16 protein-coding genes and 4 tRNA genes are annotated in these 20542 nt (G+C 66.2%); 10 read left to right on the forward strand and 10 right to left on the reverse strand.

Annotated elements, in window-relative coordinates; all coding sequences use genetic code 11:
• Nucleotides 1–9 precede the first annotated feature (9 nt).
• The 8 genes from CLM74_RS04390 to CLM74_RS04425 all read right to left on the reverse strand — a co-directional run bounded on the left by CLM74_RS04390 (nucleotide 10) and on the right by CLM74_RS04425 (nucleotide 13341).
• Entirely contained in the window at nucleotides 10–549 is a 540-nt protein-coding gene (locus tag CLM74_RS04390; protein WP_025878111.1) for a phosphatase PAP2 family protein, read from the reverse strand.
• Nucleotides 530–1675 (reverse strand): glycosyltransferase family 1 protein, encoded by a 1146-nt coding sequence (locus CLM74_RS04395; RefSeq protein ID WP_099841979.1) that lies wholly within the window; start codon nucleotides 1673–1675, stop codon nucleotides 530–532. The genes CLM74_RS04390 and CLM74_RS04395 overlap by 20 nt, the downstream gene beginning before the upstream one ends.
• A 166-nt stretch (nucleotides 1676–1841) precedes the next feature.
• Complete coding sequence (locus tag CLM74_RS04400) at nucleotides 1842–4769, reverse strand: TonB-dependent receptor (RefSeq protein WP_032977399.1); 2928 nt, start codon at nucleotides 4767–4769, stop codon at nucleotides 1842–1844.
• A gap of 316 nt (nucleotides 4770–5085) precedes the next feature.
• The gene (gene ppx / locus CLM74_RS04405; RefSeq protein ID WP_025878116.1) at nucleotides 5086–6612 is read right to left on the reverse strand and encodes an exopolyphosphatase; all 1527 of its coding nucleotides are present in this window, start codon (nucleotides 6610–6612) and stop codon (nucleotides 5086–5088) included.
• A 693-nt stretch (nucleotides 6613–7305) separates the two neighbouring features.
• Entirely contained in the window at nucleotides 7306–9393 is a 2088-nt protein-coding gene (gene ppk1 / locus CLM74_RS04410; protein WP_025878118.1) for a polyphosphate kinase 1, read from the reverse strand.
• Nucleotides 9394–9397: 4 nt separating this feature from the next.
• The gene (phoR, locus tag CLM74_RS04415; RefSeq protein WP_025878120.1) at nucleotides 9398–10729 is read right to left on the reverse strand and encodes a phosphate regulon sensor histidine kinase PhoR; all 1332 of its coding nucleotides are present in this window, start codon (nucleotides 10727–10729) and stop codon (nucleotides 9398–9400) included.
• A 105-nt stretch (nucleotides 10730–10834) separates the two neighbouring features.
• Nucleotides 10835–11524, reverse strand: a complete 690-nt coding sequence (gene phoB / locus CLM74_RS04420) for a phosphate regulon transcriptional regulator PhoB (RefSeq protein WP_025878121.1) — start codon at nucleotides 11522–11524, stop codon at nucleotides 10835–10837.
• Nucleotides 11525–11640: 116 nt separating this feature from the next.
• Nucleotides 11641–13341: a M48 family metalloprotease gene (locus tag CLM74_RS04425; RefSeq protein WP_193601141.1), complete on the reverse strand. Its 1701-nt coding sequence runs from the start codon at nucleotides 13339–13341 to the stop codon at nucleotides 11641–11643.
• Between the two features lie 92 nt (nucleotides 13342–13433).
• On the opposite strand from CLM74_RS04425, the gene grxC reads away from it, so the two are divergent.
• The 6 genes from grxC (at nucleotide 13434) to CLM74_RS04455 (ending at nucleotide 18190) form a co-directional block, all read left to right on the forward strand.
• Complete coding sequence (grxC, locus tag CLM74_RS04430) at nucleotides 13434–13724, forward strand: glutaredoxin 3 (protein ID WP_025878124.1); 291 nt, start codon at nucleotides 13434–13436, stop codon at nucleotides 13722–13724.
• A complete protein-coding gene (locus CLM74_RS04435) occupies nucleotides 13721–14113 on the forward strand; it encodes a carboxymuconolactone decarboxylase family protein (protein ID WP_105163512.1) in 393 nt (130 codons plus the stop codon). Before grxC ends, CLM74_RS04435 begins: the two co-directional genes overlap by 4 nt.
• Before the next feature lie 358 nt (nucleotides 14114–14471).
• The gene (locus tag CLM74_RS04440) at nucleotides 14472–15476 is read left to right on the forward strand and encodes an isocitrate dehydrogenase (RefSeq protein ID WP_033830456.1); all 1005 of its coding nucleotides are present in this window, start codon (nucleotides 14472–14474) and stop codon (nucleotides 15474–15476) included.
• Nucleotides 15477–15695: 219 nt separating this feature from the next.
• A complete protein-coding gene (locus tag CLM74_RS04445; protein ID WP_105163513.1) occupies nucleotides 15696–16439 on the forward strand; it encodes a cysteine hydrolase in 744 nt (247 codons plus the stop codon).
• Nucleotides 16440–16492: 53 nt separating this feature from the next.
• Nucleotides 16493–17401: a LysR family transcriptional regulator gene (locus CLM74_RS04450; RefSeq protein WP_032977394.1), complete on the forward strand. Its 909-nt coding sequence runs from the start codon at nucleotides 16493–16495 to the stop codon at nucleotides 17399–17401.
• Nucleotides 17402–17428: 27 nt separating this feature from the next.
• On the forward strand, nucleotides 17429–18190 hold the full coding sequence (locus CLM74_RS04455) for a sulfite exporter TauE/SafE family protein (protein ID WP_105163514.1): 762 nt from the start codon (nucleotides 17429–17431) through the stop codon (nucleotides 18188–18190).
• A gap of 4 nt (nucleotides 18191–18194) precedes the next feature.
• On the opposite strand, the gene CLM74_RS04460 is transcribed toward CLM74_RS04455, so the two are convergent.
• The gene (locus CLM74_RS04460; RefSeq protein WP_105163515.1) at nucleotides 18195–18827 is read right to left on the reverse strand and encodes a flavin reductase family protein; all 633 of its coding nucleotides are present in this window, start codon (nucleotides 18825–18827) and stop codon (nucleotides 18195–18197) included.
• A 95-nt stretch (nucleotides 18828–18922) separates the two neighbouring features.
• The gene (locus tag CLM74_RS04465) at nucleotides 18923–19681 is read right to left on the reverse strand and encodes a Bax inhibitor-1/YccA family protein (protein WP_025878135.1); all 759 of its coding nucleotides are present in this window, start codon (nucleotides 19679–19681) and stop codon (nucleotides 18923–18925) included.
• Between the two features lie 181 nt (nucleotides 19682–19862).
• Here CLM74_RS04465 and CLM74_RS04470 point away from each other — a divergent pair.
• From CLM74_RS04470 to CLM74_RS04485, 4 genes are all read left to right on the forward strand, one after another.
• Nucleotides 19863–19939 (forward strand) — tRNA-Pro (locus tag CLM74_RS04470).
• Between the two features lie 39 nt (nucleotides 19940–19978).
• Nucleotides 19979–20055, forward strand: a tRNA-Arg gene (locus CLM74_RS04475).
• Between the two features lie 173 nt (nucleotides 20056–20228).
• Nucleotides 20229–20305: transfer RNA gene (locus tag CLM74_RS04480), tRNA-His, on the forward strand.
• Nucleotides 20306–20384: 79 nt separating this feature from the next.
• A tRNA-Lys gene (locus tag CLM74_RS04485) sits at nucleotides 20385–20460 on the forward strand.
• Nucleotides 20461–20542 lie beyond the last annotated feature (82 nt).

Below are 20542 nucleotides of genomic sequence, written 5' to 3' on the forward strand. Positions count from 1 at the left end.
TCTAGGGCATCACACCGGCAACGGCAGCCAGGCCAGGCTGGCCGAGGCCAGCAGTGCAGCGATGCCGGTGGCAGCCAGAACGTCGCTTGGGTAGTGCAGGCCCAGAACTACGCGCGACAGGCCCACGCCGAAGGTGAACGGCACCAGCAGCGGCGCCAGCCAAGGATAGTAGGCCAGCGCGACGATGGTGAACGACACCGCGTGCAGGGTATGGCCGGACGGGAAACTGAACTCATCCAGCGGCGCCACCCAGGCACGGATACGCAGGTCGGCCGCGTACGGCCGTGGCCGCCGGGTCCAGCGTTTCAGGCCCTTGTACAGCAGCAGCGCGGCCAGGCCGGTGGCGGCCATGTGCACTGATGCGCGCAGGCCGTCGAAGCCATCGATGAGCACCAGCGCGCCCATCAGCACATACCAGAACACGCCATCGCCGAGCCGGCTGATGATCGAAAAGACGCGCCGCACGCGGCGACGTCGGCAGTAGTGGTTGGCGCGGCGGCACAACCGGGCTTCGCGACCGGCCAGCAGCTCAAGCGGCGTGGTGCGCATGTCCGCTCCTCCGCGCGCTGGCCAGTTCCGCCAGCAGGCTTTCGAACTCCGCCACCACCTGCTGCGGGTGCAGCCGCTTCATCGCCCGTGCCGCGTTGCCACCCAACCCGCGGCGCTGGGCATCATCGGCAGCCAGTTGCACCGCTGCCTGCACGAACTGCTCGTCGTCATCCACTGCGGCACCGTTCTCGCCGTTGCGCAGGTACTCGCGGGCCGCGCCGTAGTCGAAAGCCACCGTGGCCAGGCCGCTTGCCATGCTTTCCAGGGTCACGTTGCCGAAGGTCTCGCTGCGGCTGGGGAACAGGAACAGATCGCCACTGGCGAAGTGTCGGGCCAGGGCATCGCCGCGCTGGATGCCGCAGAAGATGAAATCGGGATTCTCATGCGCCAGTTTCTCGCGCGCCGGGCCATCGCCGACCCAGATGAAACGCGCTTTCGGACGCACCTGCTGCAGCTTGCGGAAGGCCTTCACCGCCAGGCCGAGGTTCTTTTCGGCGGCGATGCGGCCAACGTAGATCGCCGCCAGGCCCGTGCCATCGATACCCCATTCCTCGCGCAGCGCCGGGTCGCGGCGTGACGGGTCGAACTGCTGGCTGTCGACCGCACGGGCGAGCAGGCGCACGCGCTCGAAGCCCTGGTCGCTCAGGAATTCCTGCAGTTCGCGGGTGGGCACCAGGGTCGCGTCGGCCTGGTTGTGGAAGCGGCGCATCCAGCGCATTGCCGCCGACTGCAGCCACGCCACGCCATAGTCGGGCAGGTATTCGTCGAAGCGGGTGTGGAATCCGGTAGCCACCGGAATGCCGAGGCGGCGCGCGGTGCGCAGTGCCGACCAGCCCAGCGGACCTTCGGTCGCCACGTAGACCGCATCGGGGCGCTGCTGTCGCCAGTGCCGGCCCAGCCGGATCGGTGCCGGCAGGCCGAAGCGCAGGCCAGGGTAGCGCGGCAAGGCCGCGCCCGGTACCAGCAGGGTGCCCGGCGCCGCATCCAGTGCTTCGCTGACCTGGCGCGGACGGATCAGGTCGACCTCGTGGCCGGCGGCGCGCAATCCCTGCTCCAGGCCCTGCACGGTCAGTGCGACGCCGTTGATCTCCGGCGGGTAGGTTTCGGTGACGATGGCATAGCGCATGGCGGGCCTCCGGTTTTACGCATGCTCGGGCCTGGCGATGTAGCCGACATGACCGCTTTGCGACAACGCGATGACGACCGGGCAAGGTGGTGCCTGCGCAGTTCAGCGGCACAAAAAAACCACGGCCCCGAAGGGCCGTGGTCGTGGTGTTGCGACAGCGCGAGGATCAGAAGCGCTGGGTGTACTTCATGTAGATGAAACGACCGATGTCATAGCCGCCGTAGTACGAGAAGACCGAGCGCGGCTTGGTGTACATGACCGGGCCCTGCTTGTCGAACACGTTGTTGGCGCCGACCGACACGGTGGCATCCCACGGCAGGTTGTAGCGGAACTGGACGTCGTGGAAGGTGACCGAACCACGCTCGTTGTAGTTGCGCGTGCCCTTGTACCAGGGAGCTGCAACGTTCAGGTCCGAGCACTCGTCGGCGTACTTGCCCGGGTTGACGCACTGTTCCTTGACGCTGGAATAGTAGCGTGCGGTCCAGCTGACGCCGAAGTTCTCCAGATCCCAGCCCACGGTCAGGTTCGAACGCACGCGGAAGCCGATGCCGGTGTTGGTGGCGATGCCGTTGTTGACGGTCGGCACGATCGTGCTGTCGTTGGACGAGCGGAAGACGTCCTTGGCCACGTAGGTGGTCGACCACGAGGTGCTCAGCTTGCCGTAGTCGGTATCCAGGCGGTACGTCAGGTCCATGTCGTAGCCTTCCGTTTCCATGAAGCCGGCATTGCGGTTGCCGAACTTCAGGCCGGTGACGATACCGGTGGTCGCGTTGCGGGTGAAGCGCGCGCAACGGTCGGCCAGGCCCTGCTCATAGCAGTCGATCAGGATCTGGTTCGGGCTGTCGTCGACGATGGTGTCGTCGATGCGGATCTTCCACCAGTCCAGCGAAACGTTGAAGTTGCTGATGAAGGTCGGGCTCCAGACCACGCCCAACGTGCGGCTGGTCGAGGTTTCCGGCTTCAGGTCCGGGTTCGAGCCGGAGGTGAACGGCGTCGGCGTAGCGGCGACGGAGCCTTCGGTCGGCTGGTTGCGGTTGTCCAGCTGGCGGAAGTTGGCCACATCGGCGATGTCACGTGCACAGCGGGCACGCACTTCGGCGCTGCTGCGGGCCGAGCCGTACTTGCTGTCACACGGGTCGGAGAAGTTGGCGAAAGTTTCCGAGCCGCCGCCGTACAGGTCGGAAATGGTCGGAGCGCGGAAGCCCTGTGCCCAGGTGCCACGCACCAGCAGCTGGTCGATCGGCTTCCACTTGAAGCCGAACTTGCTGTTGAGCGTATTGCCGAAGGTGTTGTAGTCCGAGAAGCGGGTCGCCGCGTTCAAGCTCAGCTCACGCGCACCCGGCAGGTCGGCCAGCACCGGCACGTTCAACTCCAGGTAGGCTTCCTTCACCTTGTACGACCCACCGGTCGGGCCGGCGGCCAGGTTGGTGGTGGCACCGGTCTGCGCCAGCGGGTCCGGTACGAACTTGCCGGTTTCCTCGCGGTTTTCGACGCCGAAGGCGAAGCCCAGGTCGCCGGCCGGCAGGGTGAACAGGCTGCCGCTGATGGTGGCGAAGGCGTTCTTGGAGGTGGTGCGGCCGGTTGCGTTCTCCGGCGGGAACAGCCAGTCCTGCAGGGCCTGGTTGTTGGTCATGCCATACGGGCTTTCCACGCCATAGGGAATCAACGGATTCCACGGCATGCAGTTGGCGATCGGCGCACCCGGCGCACCACACTCGACCTTGCCCGTTGCCGGGTTCAGGTAGGACTTGCCGGTAGCCTGTTCGACGCGGCCCTTGTGCAGGTTGCCGAAAGTGCTCTGGCGCAGTTCGTTCTTGTTGTACTGGTAGCCCACTTCCCAGTCGAAGTAGCGCTCACCGATGTCGAACGAGCCCTCGAACGCAGCCACGGCGCGGTAGGTCTTCAGCTCGCTGGTGCTGGTGCGCGGCACCTCCCACAGGCGGCGGTTCCAGCTCACCTCCGTGGGCTTGGCGTAACCGTGCTGGTTGCCGAACGGGTTGAAGTAGCTGTCCACCGACATGCCCTTGATCTTGGCGGTGGCGGTGTCGAACGGATAGCCGGCGGTGACGCGGGTCGAGGAGCGCTTGTTGTAGCCCAGCTCGGCCTTGAAACGGACGTTGTCGGTGATGTTGGCCGTGCCCGAGAAGTACAGCGAATCACGCTTGATCGGGTAGCTCAGGTGCATCTGTTCATTGGTGTTGCTGACATCACCGGTGAACGCGGTCGGATCGGTGAAGTGGTAGTTCGCCGGGTTGGTCGGGTCGGTGCCGCGGTTGAGCGCGTAGTCGCAACCGGCTGCCTTGGTGCAGCCCGGGCCGCCCTTCACGCCGTAGAACTGGCCCCACTGGCTGTTGGTGGTCCAGCCATCGGTCGGGTGGCGGTCAGTGTTGCCGTAACGGCTGAAGCCGCGGTCGCGCGCCCACACGGCCTTTTCTTCCGAGTGTTCGGCAGCGAAGGTGGCCGAGAAGCGGTCGTTGGACCAGCCGGCAACCACGTCGACGCGATCACGGGCGCCGTCGCCCTCGCTGTACTGGCCGTGGTAGACGTTGGCGGTGACGCCGTTGACGTTGGTGCGGGTGATGATGTTGATCACGCCGGCCATCGCGTCGGAACCGTAGATGGCCGAGGCGCCGTCCTTCAGCACTTCAATGCGTTCGACCGCAGACACGGGCAGGGTCGACACGTCCTGGTAGCCGGAGGTGCTGATGCCCAGGCGCTTGCCGTTGACCAGCACCAGCGTGCGCTGGGTGCCCAGGTTGCGCATGTTCACGTAGGTACCACCGGCATCCTCACCGGCCGACAGCACGTTGGCACGGCTGATGGTCGGGCTGCCCATCGCGGTCACGTTCTGCAGGATATCCGACACCGAGCTGAAGCCCTGGCGTTCGATGTCGGCGCGGGTCAGCGCCAGTACCGGCTGCGACGTTTCAACGTCCACCTGGCGGATACGCGAACCGGTGATCTCGATGCGGTCCAGGTTGGTCGGCGAAGCGGTGCTGCTGCTCTGGGCGAACGCCGGCAGCGCAGCCAGCGTCGCGGTGGTTGCCAGGGCGTAGCGGATGGCCTGCCCCAGTGCGGTGGTGCGTGAAGTCATGACGAGCTCTCTCTCTCGGGTCGTGCAAAGGACGCCAAAACGGGCGTCGAAGGAATCGGCCGGTCCATGACCGAGCCGATGACCCGATAGTAGTCTCGTTGGTTAATGCCCTGTAAAGAGCGTGTGTCGGTTTGTGTCGCTACACATCGCGTGGTTTCACGAAATGTGAACAAAAGCAGGGGTTTACGTGAAGACGCGGCAGGCACGGCCATCGCCAGCTGCTGCGTTGCAGCAGAAATTGGCGGTCGATTGCGCGAACTGTAACGAAATGTAATCGGGCGCCGGCCGGCGATCGGACGGCGTCCCGTCGCCCTGCTCAGACCACGAATGGACGGAACTGGATGCCGAGTCCAGCGATGCCCTCGGTCTCGCCGATCAGGTCGGCGCGCAGCAGCGGGCGCGCATCGATGAAGTCCTGCGGCACGATCAGCGACAGGCGGCTGTCGTCGGCAGTCAGTTCCAGCACCGGCAGCGGCGCGTCCTCATGCGCGCGGTTGAGCAGGACCGCCAGGCGCAGCAGGGCAGCCAGGCGCCGTGCGGTCAGCAGCAGGCGTTCGGGAATGGCATCGAAGGCGGTCTTGCTGATGCCGCGGCGGTGATTGCGCACCAGCGTCGCCAGCATCTGCTGTTCCTGCCGCGAGAAACCGGCGATATCCGAGTTTTCCAGCACGTAGCTGCCATGCACGTGGTAACCGCTGTGGGCGATCATCAGCCCCAGCTCATGCAGGCGTGCGGCCCAGCCGAGCATGCGTGCGTCATCGGCATCCAGCTTCCAGCGCTCCTGCACCTGCTCCAGCAACGACAGCGCGGTGTCCTGCACGCGGCCGGCCTGCACCGTATCGATGCCATAGCGATGGGTGAGGGCGGCCACCGATTCATCGCGCGGGTCGTTGTCGCCGGCACGGCCGAGGATGTCATAGAGGATGCCCTCGCGCATCGCGGCCTTGCTGACCAGCAGCTTCTGCAGGCCCAGCGCCTGGAAGGCGGCCTCCAGCACCAGGATGCCGCCGGCGATGATCGGGCGGCGATCGCTGGACAGGCCAGGCAGCACGATGTCGTCGATCTTCTTGGCCTTCAACAGCTCATCGCGGAGCTGCGGCAACGCCTCGGCGGTGATCGCACCCTTGCTCAGCTTCATCGTCGCGCAGATTTCGCTGATGGCCTTGTGGGTACCAGACGACCCCAGTGCCTCCTGCCAGCCGAGCGCGCGGTATTTGCTGGCGAAAGGCTGGAACTCCCGGCCAATCTCGGCCAGTGCGTCCTTCCAGCGCTTCTTGCTGAGTTTGCCGCCCGGGAAGAAGCGACGGGTGCTGGCGATGCAACCGGCCTGCAGGCTCTCGCGCTCCAGGGTCTGCATGCCCTTGCCGATGATGAACTCGGTAGAGCCGCCACCGATGTCGATCACCAGGCGATGCTGGTCGGGCTTGGGCGGTTGCGCATGGGCCACGCCCAGGTAGATCAGGCGCGCTTCCTCGCGGCCACTGACCACTTCGATGGCGTGCCCGAGCGCGGTTTCGGCCGGCATCAGGAACGCCTGCGGCGAGCGCAGCTGGCGCACGGTGTTGGTGGCCAGTGCACGCACGCGATGCGGCGGGACGTTGCGGATGCGCTGGCCGAAGCGGGCCAGGCACTCCAGCGCGCGCTGTCGCGCTGCTGCGGAGAGTCCGCCCTTGCCGTCCAGGCCGTCGGCCATGCGCACGGTTTCGCGCAGGCGGTCGATCACCCGCAGCTGGCCAAGCGTGTAACGCGCGATGACCATGTGGAAACTATTGGAGCCAAGGTCGATGGCGGCCAGCAGGTCGCCATCCTGCAATGCGGGCGGAGTCGTGGTGGTATGCGGCATGGGCGAATGTTAGCCGAAGGGGCGGTGAACTCGTCACCGCGCGGCCTTCACATTTTGGAGGGGGAGTGCGGCAGGGCTGCGCCCTGCACCCGCTGAAGCGGTAGTGCCGGCCGCTGGCCGGCAACCTCAACGTAACAGCAACAGCAACAGCAACAGCAACAGCTGGCTTCCTGTGGGATGGCGGGGTGGGTCCGGTTGCGGGGGACGCCGTAAACCCGTCCATGGGGGCTTGACCGCGGCATCCATGCCGCGGACACCCCCGCAACCGGACCCACCCCGCCTTTGACAGTTTTTCGCGATCTGTCGGAATGGCATGGCCTGCGCATGGTGGGTGTCGACCTTGGTCGACACGGTGGATCCACGCCATGCGTGGATGAATCCAAACGTGCCAACCGAGGTTGGCATCTATCGGATCAAAGGGCCTGCATATGTCGACCTTTGACAGGTTCACGCGGCTGTTGGTGGGTGTCGACCTTGGTCGACACGGTAGATCCACGCCATGCGTGGATGAATCCAAACGTGCCAACCGAGGTTGGCATCTATCGGATCAAAGGGCCTGCATATGTCGACCTTTGACAGGTTCACGCGGCTGTTGGTGGGTGTCGACCTTGGTCGACACGGTAGATCCACGCCATGCGTGGATGAATCCAAACGTGCCAACCAAGGTTGGCACCTACCTGGCCACCTACCGGGTCAGAGGCCCTGCATCAACGCCATCTGCGCCGAATGCGGGGCTTCGTCGTGGGCCGGTGCGCGCTTGTGGTAGATGCCTTCGGCATCCAGCTCCCAGGCGTTGAGGTTGTCGTCCAGGTAGTTCTGCAGCACCTCGCGGTACACCCGCTTGGCCAGCGCCGGGTCGAGAATCGGGAAGCAGGTTTCCACCCGGCGCAGCAGGTTGCGTTCCAGCCAGTCGGCGCTGGCGCAGTACAGCTCCGGTGCGCCGTCGTTGCCGAACCAGTAGACCCGGCTGTGTTCCAGGAAACGGCCGACGATCGAACGCACGCGGATGTTGTCCGACACGCCCGGTACGCCCGGGCGCAGGGTGCAGGCGCCACGGATGATCAGGTCGATCTGCACACCCGCCTGCGAGGCGGCGTACAGCGCACGGATCACCTGCGCTTCGTTGAGGGCGTTCATCTTGGCGATGATCCGCGCCGGTCGCCCGGCGGCGGCGATGCGCGTCTCGCGCTCGATCCTCGCCAGGATCCCGGTGTGCAGGGTGAAGGGCGACTGCAGCAGGCGCTTGAGCTTCATCTTCGACGCCAGCCCGGACAGCTGCTGGAACAGCAGGTGCACGTCGTTGCCGATGTCCGCATCGGCGGTGATCAGGCTCAGGTCGGTGTACGCGCGCGCGGTACCGCTGTGGTAGTTGCCGGTGCCCAGGTGCACGTAGCGGCGCAGCTTGCGGCCTTCGCGGCGCACGATCAGCAGCATCTTGGCGTGGGTCTTGTAGCCGACCACGCCGTACACCACCTGCACGCCGGCTTCCTGCAGCCGATCAGCCAGGCCCAGGTTGGCCTCTTCATCGAAGCGCGCGCGCAGCTCGACCACCACGGTCACGTCCTTGCCGGCGCGTGCTGCCTGGATCAGTGCATCGACGATCAATGAGTCCTTGCCGGTGCGATACAGGGTCTGCTTGATCGCCAGCACGTTCGGATCGAGCGCGGCCTGGCGGATCAGGTCGAGCACCGCCGCGAACGCGTCGAAGGGGTGGTGCAGCAGCAGGTCCTGGCGGGCCACGGTCTCGAAGATGCCGTCGCTGTCGCGCAGGGTGCGCGGGGTCATCGGCGGATACTTCAGGTCCGGCTGGGCGATCAGGTCGTACAGCTGGATGATGCGGTTGAGGTTGACCGGTCCGTCGATGCGGTACACCGCGTTCTCGGTCAGGCCGAAGTTCTGCAGCAGGGTACGTACGATGTCGCGCGGCATGTCGTGGGCGATCTCCAGCCGCACTGCAGGCCGGTAGCCGCGGTCCACCAGCTCATCGCGCAGGGCCAGCGCCAGGTTTTCCACTTCCTCTTCATCCACCACCAGCTCGGAGTTGCGGGTGACACGGAACTGATAGGCGCCCAGCACTTCCAGCCCCGGGAACAGCTCGTCCACGAAGGTGGACAGCACCGAGGACAGGAACACGAAATTCTGCGGGCCGCCGAGTTTTTCCGGCAGCTGGATGATCCGCGGCAGCGAACGCGGTGCGCGCACGATGGCCAGGTGGCCGCTGCGGCCGAACGCATCGGTGCCCTTCAGCACCACCACGATGTTCAGCGACTTGTTGAGGATCTTCGGGAACGGATGCACCGGATCCAGGCCCAGCGGCGACAGCACCGGCATGATCTCGTTGCGGAAATAGGCACGCAGCCAGCGCTTCTGGCGGTGGGTCCAGGAGTTGCGGCCGAGCACGCCGATACCGGCCTCCATCAGCGCCGGGCGCAGCGTCTGGTTCCAGCAGCGGTACTGCTGGTCCACCAGCTCGGCGGCGCGCTCGTGGATGGCATTGAGAATGGCCTGCGGGCTCATGCCGTCCGGTGCCGGCGGCAGGCCGAACTCCTGTGCATGACGGACCGCGGCGGCACGGATCTCGAAGAATTCATCCAGGTTCGTGCAGGAGATGCACATGAAGCGCAGGCGCTCCAGCAGCGGCACCTGCGGATCCATCGCCTGCGCCAGCACGCGGAAGTTGAAATCCAGCTGCGACAGTTCGCGGTTGATGTACAGCGCCGGGTCGCGCAACGGATCGCTGTCCGTGCTCACGGGGAGGGGGAGGGATCCGAGGCTGCTCATGGCGTCATTCTTCGAAGGAGGTCAGGGGGGCGGACTCACGCGGTCGCACGTGGTCGGCATCGAAATGGCAGGCGAACACCGAGCCCTTGCCGACCTCGCTGTCGATTTCCAGGCGTGCGTGGTGCAGACCGAGGATGTGCTTGACGATCGACAGGCCCAGGCCGGTGCCGCCGCTTTCGCGCGAGCGGCTGCTGGAGACGCGGTAGAAGCGTTCGGTCAGGCGGGGCAGGTGGGTGGCCGGAATGCCGTAGCCGGTATCGCGTACCGCCAGCACCACGCCGTCGCCCTCGCGGCGGAACTCCACCGCGATGCGGCCACCGGCCGGGGTGTAGCGCACCGCGTTGGTGACCAGGTTGGAGAACGCGCTGTGCAGTTCCTTGGTCGAGCCCTGCAGGTCCACGCCGGCCAGGTCGTCGATGCTGATCTGGTGCCGGCCCTGGCTGTGCGCTTCGGCTTCGCGGCGCAGGGTGGCCAGCATGGGCTGCATCGCCACCGTCTCGGCCTCGCTGTGTTCCTGCGATTCCAGCCGCGACAGGGTCAGCAGGTCCTCCACCAGCTGGGCCATGCGCTGGCTCTGCTTGCGCATTTCCTCCAGCATCGGTCCGGTTCCCGGGAAGTCCTCCGGGTCCATCATGTCCAGGTAGCCGTGGACCACGGTGAGCGGGGTGCGTAGCTCATGTGAAACGTTGGCCACGAAGTCGCGGCGTACCTGTTCCAGGCGCAGCAGCTTGCTGACGTCACGGGCGATCAACAGCCAGTAGTCGGACGAATAGGGAATCAGGCGCAGGTTCAGGCGAATCGCAGGATCGACCGGCGAGGGCACGTCCAGGATCGGTTCGGCATTGCGGCCACCGGCCAGCCAGTGGGCCAGCGGCATCGGCTGCAGGCGTTCGACCAAGGCCTCACCCAGGTCGCCCGGATGGTGCAGGCCGAGCAGGGCCGTGGCCGCTTCGTTGAACCACTGCACGCGCTGGCTGTTGCGGTCCAGCACCACCACGGCGTCGGGCAGCGCGGCCGCTGCAGCGCGATAGCTGCGCAGCATGTCCAGCAGTCGCCGCTTGCGCACGCGCATCTCGACCTGGTTGCGGTACAGCAGGCGGTCCAGCTCGTTCCAGACGCCGGTGCCTTCGGCGGCGGTGTCCCAGCGCTGGCGCGCGGTCAGCCGGCGCAGCACGCGGCGCAGCCGCCAGTAGTGCCAGACCAGCGTCGCCAGTGCCGCCAGCGCGATGCACAGCCACAGGTGGCCAGTGAACCAACCGACCAGACCGGCCAACAGCAACACGGTGGCCACGGTGGCCAGTGTCTTCAACCAGGCAGAGCGGATGTGGCGGGGCATTGCGGTCTCGTCGTGGGTTGCGGCGGTTCACGCAGGTGAACCGGAAGTTATAGCAGAGTTGCCGACGCCGGCACCGTGGGGTGCACGGCGCCGGCACGACGAGGCTCAGGTTGCGGTGGAGAAGCGGTAACCGGCGCCGCGCACGGTCTGCACCATGTTCTCGGCGTTGAACGGTTCCAGCGTCTTGCGCAGGCGGCGGATATGCACGTCGATGGTGCGTTCTTCCACATACACGCTGCCGCCCCACACGTGGTCCAGCAACTGCGCGCGGGTATACACGCGCTCGGGGTGGGTCATGAAGAAGTGCAGCAGGCGGTACTCGGTCGGGCCGATCGGCACCGGCTGGTCGTTGGCGAACACGCGATGGGCGGCACCGTCGATGCGGATCGCACCCACCGCCACGCTGCCGTCCTCGTCATCGTCGCGGGCGCGGCGCATGACCGCGCGGATACGCGCCAGCAGTTCGCGCGCCGAGAACGGCTTGACCACGTAGTCGTCGACACCGGCTTCGAGGCCGCCGACGCGGTCGTTCTCTTCGCCGCGCGCGGTCAGCATGATGATCGGCACTTCGCGGGTGAGGGTTTCCTTGCGCCAGCGCCGGGCCAGGTCCAGGCCGCTGGTGCCGGGCAGCATCCAGTCGAGCAGGATCAGGTCGGGGACGCGGTCGGCGATGGCGGTCTGGGCCTCGCGGGCGTCACCGGCGTGGACAGGTTCGTAATCGCCCTTGCGAAGGGCGAAAGCGACCATTTCGCGGATCGCGGGCTCGTCATCGACGATCAGGATGCGTTTCTGCACGAGGGCACCGTAGGGCTCAGTTACTGGAGTGGTGCCAGTAGACTACGGTTTGATGACATGTTTGTGACTGCCTGGCCGGCATCTGGCATTGCTGCCATCTGCCGGTCATGCCGCACTCAGCGGCGGTCCAGATCCGGGTCCTGCACGCCCTGCCGGCGCAGCTCGAGCACGGTGGGCGTGATCGACTCGATCCGCGCATCCACCCGGGCCCGACCGACATAGTCCAGCGCGGGGTTGCGCTTGAGTGCCTGCAGCTGCATCAGGGCCTGTTCCGGGCGCCCGCCCAGGAACGCCGCCTCGGCATAGGCCTCGCTGGCGCGGACGCTGTCGCCGGCCAGTTCACTGGCGCGGGCGTAGCGCTGCTGGAAGACCGGATCGTTACCGCTTTGCGACAGCAGGGGGCGCAGCATCGCCTGCGCGCGCTGGCCCGCGGCCTGGCCTCCCTGCTCGTTCAGGATCTCGGCGTAGGTCAGGGCCACCGGCCGGCTGTTGGGGTGTTCGTGCAGCAGCTGCTCGAAGCGCGCATTGGCCTGGGTGGATTGGCCGGTGCGCGACTCCGCTTCGGCCAGGGCCAGGGCGACCCACAGGCTGTCCGGGTGGGTCTTCAGCAGGTCGGTGAGGGTCTGCCGGGCCTGGCTGGCACCGCTGCGGCCACCGCGCATCGTGGCCAGCGCCTGGCCATAGCGCTGGGCGTCATCCAGGCCGTCCTTCTGCCTGCGCGCAAGATCGGCGTACTCGCGTTGCAGGTCGGCCGGGCTGTCGGCGCTGAGCACGCGCAGGCGCTCACGGGCCCAGTTGAAATCGCCACTGGCGCCGCGGCTGAGCTGGCCGATCGGAACCCGCAGCACGCTGCCGGGCAGCAGTGGGTTGATGCCGCGCAGCAGCGGATCGCCCAGGGTCGGGTCGGCGGGATCCACTCGCTCCTTGCGCTCGCCGCTGGGCGTGCGCGTGGTCAGCAGCACCGTGTCCTTCTTCATCTGTTCGGCGCGGGCCTTGGCCTCGCTAATGCGGGTGGTGTTGACCGGGTGGGTGCGCAGGAAGTCGGGAACGCTGTAGCCGCCATCGTTGCCGCGCATCGCCGAGGACATGCGTTCGAAGAAGCCGGCCATCGCATCCACGTCGTAGCCGCTGCGCGACAGCGTGCGGATGCCCAGCCGGTCGGCCTCCGATTCGTTGGAGCGGGTGTAGTCGATCTGCCGTTGCTGCATCAGGCCCATGCCCGAGCTGATCGCGGCCATGGTCGCGTTGCCCGAGGACGAACTGTTGCTGGCCTGGGCGGCAACCACCGCCGCCAGCATCCCCAGCAGGATCGGGATCTGGTCGCGCTGGGCGCGCTCGACCCCGCGCAGCACGTGCTGCTGGGTGACGTGGGCGATTTCGTGCGACAGCACCGCCGCCACCTCGTCCTCGCGCTCGGCCGTCAGCACCAGGCCGGCATTGACGCCGATATAGCCGCCGAGGGTGGCGAAGGCATTGATCTGGCGGTCTTTCATCACGAAGAACGTGTAGGGCTGGCGTGGCTGGTCACTGTTGGATCCGAGGCGGGTGCCCATGGTCTGCAGCCAGTCGTTGACCAGGGGATCGTCCAGCAGGTAGCCATAGTTGCGCAGTTCGCGCAGCATCATCGCGCCGTACTCGGCCTGCCGGGCCGGGGTCAGCAGTTCGCCCGCCGAGGAGCCGATGTCCGGCAGCTTCTCCTGGGCCTGCGCCAGCGGGGCGGCCAGGGCCAGGGTCAGGGCAGCGGTGAGCAGCAGGGGTCGCAAGCGGTCGGTCCTCGGGCAGGGTCGGCCCAGCGTGGCAGGGCAGGGGGCAACCATTCGTTAATCAATCCACAGTGTTGCGGGCGTGGCGTGGAAATTCCAGCGCACCGGTACCATATATGGACCGTCGATCCATCGTGGAGTTTCCCGTGACAGCCCAGTCCGCCGGCGCTACCCCCGCCATCACCATCTATTCCACCGCCGTCTGCCCGTACTGCGTGGCCGCCAAGAACTTCCTCAAGAGCAAGGGCCAGCAATGGACCGAGGTCCGCATCGACCTGGACCCGGTCGAGCGCGAGAAGATGATGGCCAAGACCCGACGCACCAGCGTCCCGCAGATCTTCGTGGGCGACGTCCACGTGGGTGGCTACGACGACATGATGGCCCTGCATCGTGAAGGCAAGCTCGAGCCGCTGCTGGCCGGGCAGGGCCAGGCATGAGCGCGGCCGACGACGGCGGCAAGGACCGGATCGCCGAGTTCACCGACTTCCGCAAGCGCATGAATGAACGCATCCTGGGCGAGCCGAACCAGGTGGTGCGCCGCTTCTTCGCGCTGGATACGCAGACCTACCAGGCCGGCGCGCTGGACGTGAAGACCAAGGAGCTGCTGGGCCTGGTGGCCTCGATGGTGCTGCGCTGCGACGACTGCATCAGCTACCACGTGGCCCAGTGCAAGGACGCCGGCGTCACCCGTGAGGAGTTCTTCGAGACCTTCTCGGTAGGTCTGGTGGTCGGCGGCTCGATCGTGATCCCGCACCTGCGCCGCGCGGTGGACTTCCTCGATCAGCTGGAAGGTGGCGCCGCCGCCCCGGCAGCGCACGAGCACTGAGCCTGGCCGCTACCGCGAACCGGGCCCTCTGGTAGTGCTGGCCGCTGGCCGGCATCTGGTGGACCCAAATCGGCAGAGGTTGCCGGCCAGCGGCCGGCACTACCCGGTAAATGCCTGCACCGGGGCCTTCCCCGCGATCCCGCAGCCCAGGAGCCCCCTTGTTGTTCAAGGGGGCGCGCCGCAGGCGCGGGGATAAGGAGGAATGCGCGGGCAATTCTGCCTGAGCCGGGGACTGGGACCATGGTCTATTTGGGACCTCGGCCCCGGCTCAGGCATAATTGCGGGTGAAACTTCCTTTGCGCCGGCGTTTCCGGGCACGTCCGGACGGCGTTTTTCCCCCTGTTCGGAACATCGATCAATGACGCAGAAAATTACGGTCATCCGCGGCGACGGCATTGGCCCGGAAATCATGGACGCCACCCTGTTCGTGCTCGACCAGCTCAACACTGGCCTGGAGTACGAAGACGCCGACGCCGGCCTGGTGGCCCTGGAGAAGCACGGCGATCTGATGCCGGCGGTGACCCTGGAATCGATCGCGCGCAACAAGGTCGCGCTGAAGAGCCCGCTGACCACCCCGGTCGGTGGCGGTTTCACCTCGATCAACGTCAGCCTGCGCCGCCACTTCGACCTGTACGCCAACGTGCGTCCGGCCCACACCTTCCCGAACACCAAGTCGCGTTTCGACAACGTCGACCTGATCACCGTTCGTGAGAACACCGAAGGTGCGTACCTGGCCGAAGGCCAGGAAGTGTCGGCCGACGGCGAGACCGCTTTCTCCGGCACCCGCATCACCCGCAAGGGCTCCGAGCGCATCGTGCGTTACGCCTTCGAGCTGGCCCGCAGTGTCGGCCGCAAGAAGGTCACCGCCGTGCACAAGGCCAACATCATCAAGTCGACCTCGGGCCTGTTCCTGGCCGTGGCGCGCGAAGTCGCCGCGCAGTACCCGGACATCGAGTTCCAGGAAATGATCGTCGACAACTGCTGCATGCAGCTGGTGATGCGTCCGGAACAGTTCGATGTGATCGTCACCACCAACCTGTTCGGTGACATCATTTCCGACCTGTGCGCCGGTCTGGTCGGTGGCCTGGGCCTGGCCCCGGGCGCCAACATCGGCAAGGACGCGGCGATCTTCGAAGCCGTGCACGGCACCGCGCCGGACATCGCCGGCCAGGGCAAGGCCAATCCGTGCGCCCTGCTGCTGGCGGCGGCACAGATGCTGGACCACGTCGGCCAGCCGGAAAACGCCGAGCGCCTGCGCAAGGCCATCGTCGCCACGATGGAAGCCAAGGATTCGCTGACCGGCGACCTCGGCGGCACCGGCAACACGATGGGCTTCGCCAAGGCGATCGCCAGCCGCCTGTAAGCGGCGGCTCGACTCCGATTGGATCCACAGCGGGGCGCCTTCGGGCGCCCCGCTGCGTTTCACCGGCCAGTAGATCCACGCCATGCGTGGATGGCGGCATCATCTGCAAGGAAAATGATCTGTGCGAAAACCGCACAGATTGTGTGCTCAACGGCGGCTGGTTCGTGCATTCAATGCTCCTCATCCTGTGCCCACTTTCCACCGCACAGGAGCTTGACCATGAACCTCACTGCTTTCGGCCTGGCCGGCCTGATCGGCATGGCTGCCACCGCCCCGGTTGTCGCCGCCGAGCCGGTCCACCCCACCATCCGCCATATGGCTGGCGCTGCGGCTGCCACCTCGCTCGACGCAGCGAAGACGGCCGTGCTGGTGATCGACTTCCAGAACGAGTACTTCGACGCCAGCGCCGCGCCCGGTTTCGCCGGTGGTCGCATGGTCATTCCCGATGGCGTGGCGGCCCTGCGGCAGACGCGTCGCGTGGTCGACTTCGCTGATGCCAACGGCATCCGCGTGATCCATGTGCAGCACGTATTGCCGGCAGGCGCGCCGCTATTTGCAGAAGGCAGTGTCAACTCGGCATTCCACCGTGACATGCAACCGCGCAAGGGCGAGACCGTGGTGCAGAAGGACAACGTCAGCGTGTTCGCCGGTACCTCGGCAGCGGCACTGGACAAGGTGCTGGAGGATGCCGGTATCGACACCCTCATCGTCACCGGGCTGCAGACCCATGCCTGCGTTGCCGGTGCTGCACGCGATGCTGCTGCGGCGCCGCGCGGCTACCGGGTGATCGTGGCTTCCGATGCCTCTGCCAGCCGTGATCTGGATCTGGCCAATGGCGGGACCATCGGCCATCGCGCATTGCATGAGGCGTCGCTGGCGCAGATCGAGGATGCCTTTGGCGATGTGATGACCACCTCGGCGATTCTGGCCCTGCCGGTGCGCAAGGCAGGCAACGGCACTTGATAAGCTGGCGGGGTCCGCAGCCTGCGGGCCCCACCGACTGGAGCGCGCTGCCGATGGACCATTTCGCCGCCCTGCGAGCCCTGCGCGCGATCGTCGACGCCGGCAGTTTCACTGCCGCCGCCGAGCGGCTGGGTACCACCCATTCGGCGATGTCGCGGCAGCTGCGTCAACTTGAAGAGCACCTGCAGGTGCGGCTGCTGGATCGCAACAGCCGGCGGCTGTCGCTGACCGAGGCCGGGCGCGACTACTACCGCGAGGCGGTGGCGCTGCTTGACCGGCTGGAGGCCGCCGATGACCGTGCGCGGGCCGGCCAGGCCCAGCCCAGCGGGCGCGTGCGGGTCAGCGTGCCGCAGGTGGTCGCCAGCCAGGAGCTGCCGCATTGGCTGCCTGGCTTCCTGGCGCGCTATCGCCAGGTGGCGCTGGAACTGTCGGCCGACGATCAGCTGGTCGATGTGGTCGGCGGTGGCTTCGACCTCGCCCTGCGCATCGCACCGTCCCTGCCTGACAGTCAGCTGGTCGCCCGTGAACTGGCGCGATGCCCGCGCATCCTGGTTGCGGCACCGGCGTACCTCGCCCGGCAGGGACTGCCTCGACAGGTGGCCGACCTGCAGAACCACACCTTGTTGGGGTTCAACCCTGTTGCGGCGATGACGCCGTGGCAGCTGCACGGACCGCGCGGTGTCATCGCCAGCGTGGAAGCAGGCCAACGACTGCGCGTGGACGCCACGCCGGCACTGTATGCGGCCGTGCTGGCCGGCATGGGCATCAGTCTGTTCACCGCGCTTACGGTGCAGGAAGATCTTCGCGCCGGCCGCTTGATCCGTGTGCTTCCCAGCTGGCACGGTGGCACGCGCTGCTATTTCGCGCTGTATCCCCATGCGCGTGCGCTGGCGCCGAAGGTGCGCGCGCTGGTCGATCATCTCGCCACGCATTACGCTGCAGCGTCGGGTGCGGCAGGGTAAGTCGCACGGCAGTGGTGAGGAGTGGGGATGGAGCCGGTGTATCTGCTGGTCGCGCTGGGCGCGATCGTCGCGGGGTTCGTGCAGGGCCTGTCGGGATTCGCGTTCGGCATGGTCGCGATGTCGTTCTGGGCGTGGGGGCTGGATCCCCGGCTTGCGGCGACGCTGTCGGTGTTCGGCGCGCTGGTCGGCCAGTTGCTGGCGGTATTCACCGTGCGCCGTGGCTTCAACCTGCGCCTGCTGCTGCCGTTCGTGCTCGGTGGGTTGGCGGGCATTCCGCTTGGCGTGCTGGTGCTGCCGCAGCTGGACATGGCCTGGTTCAAGGCGCTGCTGGGAGGTTTCCTGGCGCTGTGGTGCCCGGTGATGCTGATGGCGCGTTCGTTGCCACCGGTCACCGTTGGCGGCCGGTTCGGCGACGCGCTGGCCGGCATGGCCGGTGGTGTGCTCAGTGGCATCGGTGGCTTCGCCGGGCCGATACCGACCCTGTGGAGCACGCTGCGGGGCTTCGGCAAGGACGAGCAGCGCGCGGTCATCCAGAACTTCAACCTGGCGATGCTGGCGGTGACCATGGCCACCTATGTCGGTACCGGCATGGTCACCCGGCAGATGCTGCCGTACTTCGCCATTGTCGCGCCGGCGATGCTGGTACCCACGCTGCTGGGGGCGAAGCTGTATATCGGTATCAGTGAGGCGCGTTTCCGGCAGATCGTCCTCGGCCTGCTGACCGCTTCCGGCATGGCCATGCTGGCCTCGTCGCTGCCGATCCTGCTGTCCCGTGGGGCGGCGGGATGAGGGGTCAGGTGGGCCGCAGCATGCGGAAGCGTTGATCGGCGGTGATCCGGAAGTAGTCGGCCGGTCCGCCACCGCGCAGGATGGTGTCGCTCGCTGCGGTGTCGTAGACGCCGTCGACGAGCAACCGCGTATCGATATGCACGGCGACCACTTCTCCCAGTACCAGCCAGCCATTGGTGTCATTGCCGACCGCATCACGCAGACGCACGATCTGCGTGCAGCGGCACTCCATGCTCACCGGGCTCTGCGCAACGCGCGGCGGTGCCACCTGCTCCGAGGCCAGTGGTGTCAGCCCTGCCAGGACGAACTCGTCCACGTCGGGCGCGACTGCGCGGCAGCTTTCGTTCATTGCCTGGGCCAGATCGAATGTGGCGAGGTTCCAGACGAACTCGCCGGTGGCTTCGATGTTGCGCAGCGAGTCCTTGCGGCCCTGGCTGCTGAAACCAATGATCGGCGGCGTGTAGTTGAACGCGTTGAAGAAGCTGTAGGGCGCCAGGTTCACATTGCTGTCGGCATCACGACTGGAGATCCAGCCGATGGGGCGCGGGCCGATGATGGCGTTGAACGGATCGTGTGGCAGGCGATGGCCATCGGCCGGGCGATAGCTGTGGAAGCGGGGAGGGATGGGGGCTGCCATGGGCGTATTTCCGCGGGAGTCGAGCGTGCTCGACGCTACAAAAAAGGCCGCGATCCCGACGGACCGCGGCCTTGTCGTTTACGGCATGGACTGGATCAGCGCTGCTGGATCTTCGACAGCAGGCGCAGGAACTCCACATACAGCCAGACCAGGGTCACCATCAGGCCGAATGCGCCATACCATTCCATGTACTTCGGCGCGCGCTGGGCCACGCCGGTTTCGATGAAGTCGAAATCCAGCACCAGGTTCAGCGCGGCCACGACCACCACGAACAGGCTGAAGGCGATGCCCAGCCAGCTGGCGTCATGGATCACCGGCACGTTGATGTTGAAGAAGCCCAGCACGAACGAGGCCAGGTACAGCAGGGCGATGCCGCCGGTGGCGGCGACCACGCCGAGCTTGAAGTTCTCGGTGGCCTTGATCAGGCCGCTGCGGTAGGCGAACAGCAGTGCGAACAGGGTGCCGAAGGTCAGCAGCACGGCCTGGAACACGATGCCCGGGAACTTCATGTTGAACACGGCCGAGATGGCACCCAGGAACAGGCCTTCCACCAGCGCATAGAGTGGTGCAGTGACCGGCGACCATTCCTTCTTGAACACGGTGATCAGGGCCAGCACCAGGCCACCGATCGCCCCGCCCATGGCGTACAGCTTGGCGCCGGCCATCACCTGGCCGTAGTCGTCCACGGTCTGGTTCCAGGCGAAGGCCGCGGTCAGCACGGTCAGCAGCAGCAGGAAGCCGGTCTTGTTGACGGTGCCATTGAGGGTCATGGCCTGGTCTGGGCTGGTCACCACCGAGCCACTGGCCAGATCGAGGAAGGTCGACTCGGAAAGAGCCGGGTTGCCGCTGCGCATGCGAAGTCTCCGTGCGAAAAGGGGGCGATTGGGCCATCCGGCCGCTGGCTGCGAGCATAGCCGATGACTGCGCAAGCCGTGGTCATGGCGGGGCAGGGCTGGGATTGCGCGTTGACAGTTCGCAGGGCGCTTGGCCACAATGGCCAGCTCCCCGGGTCCATGCCCGAGGGGATTGCAACACCGGGGTATAGCGCAGTCTGGTAGCGCGCCTGCTTTGGGAGCAGGATGTCGGGGGTTCGAATCCCTCTACCCCGACCAATCCCACGTCACGTCGGATTGGACGCCGTTCCGGTTCGGGCGCCCGTAGCTCAACTGGATAGAGCACCGGCCTTCTAAGCCGGCGGTTACAGGTTCGATTCCTGTCGGGCGCGCCATTGGCGCGACACCGGAACGTAGCTGGCGGATGTGAAGAAGTGCTTGCAAAAGCATGCAGACTCCACCAGAATATCGGACTCGCTTCGGCGGACCTGAACTTCGGTGACAGTCCTCGGGCAACGTATCAAGCGTCAGCGTCGGCAGCATTGGCGGTGAAGCGAAAGTTTCAGTGGTGGCTGTAGCTCAGTTGGTTAGAGTACCGGATTGTGATTCCGGTGGTCGGGGGTTCGAATCCCCTCAGCCACCCCACTGATTCAACCGCATCGGCATCGCCGAAACGGTATTGCAATAAACAGGTCGCCGGCTATAATGTGCGCCTGAGTTTCAAGGGCTGTTAGCTCAGTTGGTAGAGCAGTTGACTCTTAATCAATAGGTCCAAGGTTCGAATCCTTGACAGCCCACCAAGACAGAAGCCATCGGGTCCGCCCGGTGGCTTTTTTCTTCAAGATGTAACCCTTCGCGATGGATCGCCGGTTGCAGTGCTTG

It is taken from the genome of Stenotrophomonas sp. MYb57, assembly GCF_002966815.1.
Lineage (GTDB): Bacteria > Pseudomonadota > Gammaproteobacteria > Xanthomonadales > Xanthomonadaceae > Stenotrophomonas > Stenotrophomonas indicatrix.